This window comes from Catenibacterium sp. GCM10023432, from assembly GCF_042651925.1.
Lineage (GTDB): Bacteria > Bacillota_I > Bacilli_A > Erysipelotrichales > Coprobacillaceae > Catenibacterium > Catenibacterium mitsuoka.
Genome location: NZ_JBHSEB010000062.1, coordinates 1 through 8,571, shown reverse-complemented (window position 1 = coordinate 8,571; position 8,571 = coordinate 1). Strand labels below are relative to the sequence as shown.

The 8,571-nt window shown below is 33.1% G+C and carries 9 protein-coding genes; 1 reads left to right on the top strand and 8 read right to left on the bottom strand.

Annotated elements, in window-relative coordinates:
• Positions 1 to 169: 169 nt before the first annotated feature.
• From ACFOZZ_RS08330 to ACFOZZ_RS08300, 7 genes are read right to left on the bottom strand one after another with little or no spacing between them, the layout of a single operon-like run.
• The gene (locus ACFOZZ_RS08330) at positions 170 to 1,852 is read right to left on the bottom strand and encodes a sensor histidine kinase (RefSeq protein WP_376815070.1); all 1,683 of its coding nucleotides are present in this window, start codon (positions 1,850 to 1,852) and stop codon (positions 170 to 172) included.
• Positions 1,852 to 2,529, bottom strand: coding sequence for a response regulator transcription factor (locus ACFOZZ_RS08325; RefSeq protein ID WP_055234385.1), 678 nt, complete (start codon positions 2,527 to 2,529; stop codon positions 1,852 to 1,854). The genes ACFOZZ_RS08330 and ACFOZZ_RS08325 overlap by 1 nt, the downstream gene beginning before the upstream one ends.
• A 14-nt stretch (positions 2,530 to 2,543) precedes the next feature.
• A complete protein-coding gene (gene phoU / locus ACFOZZ_RS08320; protein WP_070101817.1) occupies positions 2,544 to 3,200 on the bottom strand; it encodes a phosphate signaling complex protein PhoU in 657 nt (218 codons plus the stop codon).
• Between the two features lie 47 nt (positions 3,201 to 3,247).
• The gene (gene pstB, locus ACFOZZ_RS08315; protein WP_055234388.1) at positions 3,248 to 4,000 is read right to left on the bottom strand and encodes a phosphate ABC transporter ATP-binding protein PstB; all 753 of its coding nucleotides are present in this window, start codon (positions 3,998 to 4,000) and stop codon (positions 3,248 to 3,250) included.
• Positions 4,001 to 4,014: 14 nt separating this feature from the next.
• Positions 4,015 to 4,938: a phosphate ABC transporter permease PstA gene (pstA, locus tag ACFOZZ_RS08310; RefSeq protein WP_279147894.1), complete on the bottom strand. Its 924-nt coding sequence runs from the start codon at positions 4,936 to 4,938 to the stop codon at positions 4,015 to 4,017.
• Positions 4,931 to 5,848 carry a phosphate ABC transporter permease subunit PstC gene (pstC, locus tag ACFOZZ_RS08305; RefSeq protein ID WP_286696710.1) on the bottom strand — a complete coding sequence of 306 codons (918 nt, stop codon included), beginning with the start codon at positions 5,846 to 5,848 and terminating at the stop codon, positions 4,931 to 4,933. Before pstC ends, pstA begins: the two co-directional genes overlap by 8 nt.
• On the bottom strand, positions 5,838 to 6,674 hold the full coding sequence (locus tag ACFOZZ_RS08300; protein ID WP_055234389.1) for a phosphate ABC transporter substrate-binding protein: 837 nt from the start codon (positions 6,672 to 6,674) through the stop codon (positions 5,838 to 5,840). The genes pstC and ACFOZZ_RS08300 overlap by 11 nt, the downstream gene beginning before the upstream one ends.
• Positions 6,675 to 6,869: 195 nt before the next feature.
• On the opposite strand from ACFOZZ_RS08300, the gene ACFOZZ_RS08295 reads away from it, so the two are divergent.
• Positions 6,870 to 7,751 (top strand): YitT family protein, encoded by an 882-nt coding sequence (locus tag ACFOZZ_RS08295; protein ID WP_376815069.1) that lies wholly within the window; start codon positions 6,870 to 6,872, stop codon positions 7,749 to 7,751.
• A 44-nt stretch (positions 7,752 to 7,795) separates the two neighbouring features.
• Here ACFOZZ_RS08295 and ACFOZZ_RS08290 read toward each other — a convergent pair whose 3' ends face one another.
• Positions 7,796 to 7,945 (bottom strand): hypothetical protein, encoded by a 150-nt coding sequence (locus ACFOZZ_RS08290; protein ID WP_278780870.1) that lies wholly within the window; start codon positions 7,943 to 7,945, stop codon positions 7,796 to 7,798.
• Positions 7,946 to 8,571 lie beyond the last annotated feature (626 nt).

The window sequence follows — 8,571 nt, the reverse complement described above, 5'->3', positions numbered from 1 at the left end:
TAAAGGACGATTAAATCACATTTTCGATTTAATCGTCCTTTTTAGGTACACTATATAATTTGGCGCTTACCTTTAGGTAATGGGTAGTTCACCTATTACTACTATACAGTATTCAATTTATAATATATATATCGTAATTTCAAAAAAATATAGAGATGCCAAAGCATCTCTATGATTTATTAAGAAGAGTAATCGTAATACAAGTACCTTCTCCTAATTGACTATGTAATTTCACAGTTCCTTTATTATAAGAAACAATATGCTTAACAATCGCAAGTCCCAATCCAGTACCACCCTTGATTCTACTACGTCCCTTATCAACACGGTAGAATCTTTCAAAGACACGTCCTTGATCTGCAAGTGGTATACCAATACCTGTATCCTTGACTTCAATGACCATATTATCTTCTTTACCATAAATATGAACATAAACATGACCATCTTCTTTATTGTATTTAATCGCATTACTTACTAAATTAGAAATTAATGTCTCTATCTGAGACCCATTTCCAATATAAGTAATAGGCTCAACATCTGTATGAAGCTCTACATTGTATTTCAATAATAAACCTTCATAATCTTGCGAGATGTCCTTCATTAATGCCTGCATCTTAACAGGAACTTTTTCTACAATCAAATCATCACTATCTAGTCTAGATAACATCAAGATATCATTAATTAAAGAAGACATATTAGTCACTTCAGTTTGAATCTTAGAAAGCATCATCTTCTTCTGATTTTCATCATTGATGAATCCTTGTGATAATAATTCACTGTAACCTCTAATAGCTGTAATAGGTGTTTTTAATTCATGAGATACACTAGAGAAGAATTCTTCTCTCATCTTTTGTGAGTTCTTCATTGCGGTAATATCTACAAAGAAGAGTGCTGTACCAAATGGAAGGCGGGAGATTGCACATTGGTAATCAAAATCATGAATCTTTAATTCTATACGTTGTTTTTTAGAAGCACTATTTAACGCATTTATAAGATTTGGATAAGAGATATGATCAACTAAATTGTCCTTCTCTTTTAAAGGCCCTAGAATCTTTATAGCACTATCATTGACACTTAAGATCATGCCATTCTCATCAAGTAAGATAAAGCCTTCCTCCATCTTTCTTAATATCGCATTGATCTTATCTTGTTCAAATCTTGTCTCTCTCATAGATTTTCTTAATCGGTGAGAGAGATTTTCTAGTGTATCAATAATAGGTGTAAATTCTTCATAATCTGTTGTTGGGAGTTCAAAACGATAATCTTCAGTCATATTATTAAGAGACTCACTGATTTCTGTCAAAGGCTGAGTGACTCTCTTAGAGAGTTTACGTGCAACTATGTATGAAAATAATATACTGATCAGTATAGAAATCGCAAATGCAGGAGCAAGTTCTGGGAAATAACCCCATACACCTGAATAAGGGATGGACAATCTTATAATGTGGTTATCTTTATAATATGCAGCATAGAGAAGTGGCTGATTAGTTGTCTCAGAACGTCTCATTGCATACCCCTCATGATTTGAAGAATGAAGTGCTTCCTGCACTTCTTCTCTTTTTATATGATTAGAAGAAATATCATCCTTGTATGTATCTGCAAGAACTTTACCTTTTTCATCTATGACAGATATTCTTGTATCATCAGAGAAAGCAAGTGGATTCAATGTTTCTATCTGTTTATTTAAATCACCCGAGTAATCTAAGTTATATTCTATTAATTTAACAGAATACATCATTTCTCTTTCGGAATCCTCTTTCATTGAACCAGAAATAATAAATATACTCGTTGCACTACAGATACATAGAGATACTAATAAAAGTGAGATAAAATATCTTAATATAGATTGTCTCATTATTGACCATCCTCAATAAAACGATAACCTACACTTCTGATTGTCTTAATATAATGATGTCCATCATCACCAAGTTTTGCACGTAAAGAACGAATATGAACATCTAAGGCTCTTGATTCGCCTACAAAATCATAACCCCAGATATTGTTTAAGAGTTCTTCTCTTTCTACAACACGTTCTTTATTTTCTACTAAATAGAGTAATAACTGATACTCTTTATGAGTTAATTCCAGTTTTTCACCCTGCTTTAAAATAATATGTTTCGATTTATCAATTTCTAAAGATGTCGTTTTAATAACCTTTGAATGATGCTGACTTCTTCTAAGTAATGAGCGAACACGTGCAGCAAGTTCCAGCACTCCAAATGGTTTCGTCATATAATCATCACAGCCTGAATCTAATCCTCTTACCTTATCTATTTCACGATCCTTTGCGGATAGAATTAAGATAGGCAAAGTTGTATTAGTCTTTCTTATCTGCTTAATAGCTGAAATACCATCTAATTCTGGTAACATGACATCAAATATTGCAAGATCAGGCGTATCTTCATGAATTGCAACAATCGCATCTATCGCATTATTAAATAGAGTAATTGAATACCCACTTGATTCAAGAGATAACTTGATAATTTCCTGAATATTTTCATCATCTTCAATTACATATATACGTTCGCTCATTGATTATATCCCCCTTATATAATACGCTGCTGGTTGATGGATCCTGTTTCCATGAAATCTAACCATTCACAGATATTAGATGCATGATCACCAATTCTTTCTAGATATTTCGCAATCATGAAGTAATCTAAACAGTCATCAGCATTTTCACTATTTTCTTTCATAATCTGAATGATTTCATTCTTAATATCTAAGAATAAAGAATCAATATCATCATCCATTCTCGAAATATTGTGAGCTTTATCTACATCCCCCTCCACAAAGGCTTCAATAGACTTATGTACCATTTCTTTTGCAGTCTTTAACATATCTGGAATATGTTCTACTGTTCTATAAATATGATTACCAGATAAATCTAAGATAATTTCACAAATATCAGAACACTGGTCACCAATTCTTTCTAGATCAGTGACAATCTTTAAAGCAGTAGTCACAATACGTAAATCCCTTGCCACTGGCTGCTGTCTTAACATTAACTTAAAACAAATAGACTCAATAGAACGTTCCATATCATTGATCATACGATCATTTTCCATCACTTCTTTAGCAAGCTTAGTATTCTTATTTTTAAATGCAGCAATAGTATTTTCTAATGCATTCTCTACAAGACCGCTCATCTTCTGAAGATCTACATTAAGCGTATCTAGTTCTCGATCAAAACGACTTCTCATAATTTTTACTCCTTCATTATAATATATTGTTAATTGTTTGTTAAATATTAACCGAATCTACCAGTAATATAATCTTCTGTTCTCTTATCCTGAGGGAATGAGAAGATCTTTTCTGTATCACCAGTTTCAATGATTTCACCCTGTAAGAAGAATGCTGTATTGTCTGCAATACGTGAAGCCTGCTGCATGTTATGAGTTACAATCACAATTGTATAGTCTTTCTTAAGATCCATTAATAAGTCTTCAATCTTAGATGTAGAAATTGGATCTAAGGCACTTGTAGGTTCATCTAATAAGATAACATCTGGGTTAACAGCTAAACATCTCGCAATACATAATCTCTGCTGCTGACCACCAGATAAACCTAATGCACTTGTATCTAGGCGATCTGCAATTTCATCATATAAAGCAGCCTGCTTTAATGATCTAATCACAATCTTTTCTAATTCAGCATGATTCTTAATCCCATGAATTCTAGGTCCATAGGCAATGTTATCAAAGATACTCATTGGGAATGGGTTGGGCTGTTGGAATACCATACCTACTTTCTTTCTTAATAAGGTTGTATCTACTCTAGGATCAAAGATGTCTTCACCATCCAATGTCACCTGACCAGTAATCTTTACCCCTTTTATATAATCCTGCATACGATTTAATGTTTTAAGGAATGTAGATTTACCACATCCAGAAGGACCGATGAACGCTGTAATCTTATGTTCTGGGATATCTAAACTTGTATTCTTTAAGGCATGCTTTTCACCATACCATAGATTTAAATTCTTAATTTCCATTTTATTCATATATATTTACCTCATTATTTTGCTTTTTCTACATTAAACTTACTTGATAGCCATTTAGCGATAAAGTTCATGATTAATACAAGAATAATCAAGATCATCGCAATCACAAAGGCCTGTCCATATTCAGCATTACTCATTGCCATATAAAGCTGGATAGTAAGTGTTCCACCACTTTCCATCAAGTGCGTGAAGAATCCTCTTGGCATAAAGTAACCACTACCTGCTGTAAATAATAAGGCAGCTGATTCAGCCACAATACGACCCATACCAAGAATCACACCCGTTAAGATACCAGGCATAGCACTTGGAAGAATAACAGTACGAATCATATACCACTTAGTTGAACCTATACCTAATGCAGCTTCACGATATGAAGAAGGAACTGATTCTAAGGCAACCTGAGTGTTTCTAATAATAATAGGTAAGATAAGAATAGTTAATGTGAAACATCCATTTATGACTGAATATCCTAAATGAAGCATTTCACCAAAGAAGATCATACCAAATAATCCAAAGATAATAGATGGAATACCTGATAATACTTCTGTTGTAAATGATACTGCTGCAACAAACTTCTTATTTTTTGCATATTCATTTAAGTAGATGGCAGCACCAATACCAATTGGGCAGGCAAATAATAATGTACCTACGACAATATAAAGAGTATTGATGATATTACCTAATAAACCTTCAGGGTTCATTAACTGACTCATTGGTTCAATTAAATTCTTGAAATGGAAATGGGGGATGGCTTTTGAGAATACATAACCAATAATGACAAGAATTAAGATACTAGAGAAACTAGCACATAGATAAATAAGTCCACGTAGTATAGTGTCTCCTATTCTTTTCTTTGTATGATATAACGTTCTATCCATAGCGTTCACTTCCTTTAATGGAGACGTAGCTGATACTTTTTTAGAATCTGCTTTATCCATTTTCTTCACCCTTCTTTAGAATCTTCATTAATACGATATTTATAATCATAATGAAGATGAATAATACTAAACCGATTGTAAATAATACTTGTCTATGTACACCACTTGAGTAGGACATTTCAGATACGATAGCTGTTGTTAAGAAACGCACTGAATTGAATGGTGCTGGTAAATTAACAGCATTACCTGCAACAAGTAAGATAGCCATTGCTTCACCAATAGCACGTCCAACACCTAATACAATGGCACTCATGATTCCATTCTTAGCAGCTGGAATAACTACTTTAAAGATTGTCTGAATTTTAGTTGCACCAAGTGCATAAGAACTTAATCTTAAATGATTTGGAACAGTTTCTAGAGCTGTTTCAGAGACATTGATTAATGTTGGTAAGATCATGATTACTAATACAATAATTGCAGCAATGAGGTTTGCCCCACCAGTGAACTGATGTGAATGAGATGTATGATAAAAAAACTTTTCTAACTTATACATCTGTGGGTTGATGATCAAGATACCAAGTAACCCATAAACAACGGATGGAATACCAGCTAATAATTCAATAGCTGCTTTCATAATCTTCTTTGGAGTACCAGTGACCATTTCACTTAATGCGGCTGCGGTAAGTAAACCAACAGGTATTGCGATTAAGACTGCAAGTAAAGTACCAACAATAGAAGTTAAGATAATGTAAAGAATACCGAACTTTCCTTGAGAAGGAACCCATTCTGTTTTAAATAAGATATTTCCGATACCAACCTTAGCAAGTGCAGGTGTGCCACTATAGATCATGTAGGCAGTAATAGCGACGACTGCAACTATTGAAAAAGCAGCACATACACTAACGATTAATGCGGCTGCCTTTTCTGATGCTTGTCTACTTTTATTGGTACCAACAATGCTATTTAGCACTGATTAGACCTACTTTTTTAATGATAGCCTGCCCTTCATCACTATCAATGTAATCGAATAATGCCTGAACTAATTTAGACTGTTTTTCAACTTTACCTTTAGTAGCCATTACGAATGGTCTCTGTAATGCATATTTACCAGCTTTGATATTCTTAACTGTACAATCAACACCTTCTAACTGTAATGTGTTGATTGATTTATCAACAGCATCGAGTGATACATAACCAATAGCGCCTTCAATAGAAGCACATTTTGCAACAACTGCACCAGTATTATCTAATTCCTGTGCATACTGACATTTATCTTTTACTTCTAATAATTCTTCAAATGCACCTCTCGTACCAGAAGCAGCTTCTCTGCCAATAACAACGATCTTTTCGTCTTTACCACCAAGTTCTTTCCAGTTAGTGATTTCACCAGTATAGATCTTAGTTAACTGTTCTTTAGTTACATTCTTAACAGTATTATCTTTGTTAACTGCAACTGCGATACCATCAATTGCTACAATGTTTTCTTCAAGACCCTGGCTCTTTTCTTCATCAGTTAATGCTCTTGATGAATCACCGATATCAGCTTTACCATTTAATACTGAAGAGATACCCGCAGATGAACCTGTGAACTGAGCTTCTACTGTAACTTTAGGGTTCTTTTCTTTGAAAGATTCGCCTAAGGCAGTTACGAATTTTTCCATTGATGTAGAACCATCAAGTGAGATCTTTCCTGATAAATCTCCTGAACCAGCAGTTGAAGAATCCTTAGAACCTCCACAACCAGCAAGTGAAAATGCAAGTACACATGCAAGTACAAGCGTTAATATTTTTTTCATATTTACTTTTTTCCTCCTGTCTTCTTAAGACACCTACATCATAAATTTTTCTCCTTAACAAAAAAATCATATTTGTGTATGTATTATCTTAAGATTATGTAAATGTGATTTTTTACTTTTTACAAAATTACGGTTGTTTTATTGTATAAACAATAGTACAATTTGTTCGAATTTTAGGAGGCGAATGTTAAATTTATGTTATATGAAAAGGAAATACAGCAAAAAAAATCAATAAAAGCCCTCAAATCATTCGTATGTGTTATTCTTGCGTCATGTTTAATGGCCTTTAATATTAAGACGTTTGTACGTGCTGGTGAATTAGTCCCTGGTGGTATTACCGGTATGACTCTATTAGTACAGAGAATAATGTTAAAGTATGCTAACATTTCTGTACCTTATTCTGTACTTAATATTTCATTAAATGCGATACCAGCTATCATTGGTTTTAAACTTATTTCAAAACGTTTTACTGGTTATAGTGTATTAATGATTGTTTTAAACTCATTCTTAGTTGATTTGATTCCTTCTTATAAGGTGACAACTGATCCATTATTAATTGCTTTATTTGGTGGTTTATTAAATGGTTTGGCTATTTCTATTGCCTTATATGGTAAAGCAAGTTCCGGAGGAACAGACTTTATTGCAGTCTATATTCATCGTAAGTGGAATATCTCTTCTTGGAACATCATCCTAGGTTTTAATATTATTCTATTATTAACTTCTGGAATGTTATTTGGATTTGAAGCATCTCTTTATTCTATTGTTTTCCAATTCGTATCTACTCAGGCAATAGATACTTTCCACAAATCAGATCAGCAGATGACTTTTTTCATCATATCTAATAAAGCAGATGAATTAGAAACAGAATTATTAGTTAAGACACATCATGGTATGACTCGTTTTACTGGCGAAGGATCTCATACACATGAAGATCGTGTCATGCTTTATACAGTCGTCAGTGCTGCAGAAGTCAATGATGTTTATGAAATAATTAAAAGTATTGATAAACAGGCTTTTGTTAATATAGTCAAAACAAATGCTGTAAAAGGAAGGTTCTATCAGGAACCTATTGATTAACCTGGATTTATTCCAGGTTTTTTTTAAAAAATAAGCAGGTCTCCCTACTTATTAATACATTGAGATATCAGATTGTGAACGATATTTTCTTTGCCTACAACTAAATCTGTGATTAATTGGTTTTTAATTGGATGTCCACGATAATCACATAAGATACCGCCAGCTTTTTCTAATATAACTTCCTCTCTGTGCACAAGTATAGCACCTTATATAATAAATATGGTTATCATCAAATAAAGAGTATATTAATAATTTGTAAAAAAAGAATCCTCCATAAGGAGGATCATGCACTACATAAATATTCTTTTGGCTTGATATGGATGAAATATGAATGCAGTGGCTGTTTTTCAATCAATGCCCTAATGATTAAAAGGATCAGCGTTCCTAGGAAAATCAAAGTTATAATGAGTTAAAAGTATGAGGGTTTCATTAATTACTCACTTTATATCCATGTTCAATAAGGGATTAAATTATTAGAAATACTCTTACGAGCAGTGATCATTCTTATCCTCGCACCCGAATAAGAATGTACAGGAGATGCAGACATATCTGCACAAGATCATGAGGTCCCTACACCCCACGATATGTATAACTAGATTTTCCTATCTTAAGACCTTAATCTTAAGATGATAATATATTATCATCTTATCGGTATTTTATCAATGATAATAATAAAAAAAATGTCATGAGCTGGACGTCTCATGACGATTTAGGAAGCAAAAAATTATTTTCTTTTTGCATCGTTATAATAATCTGTTATGAAATGACGATTGTCAAGTGGAAATAACACATTTCTTTGATTTTCGTTTTTCCGTTTTTT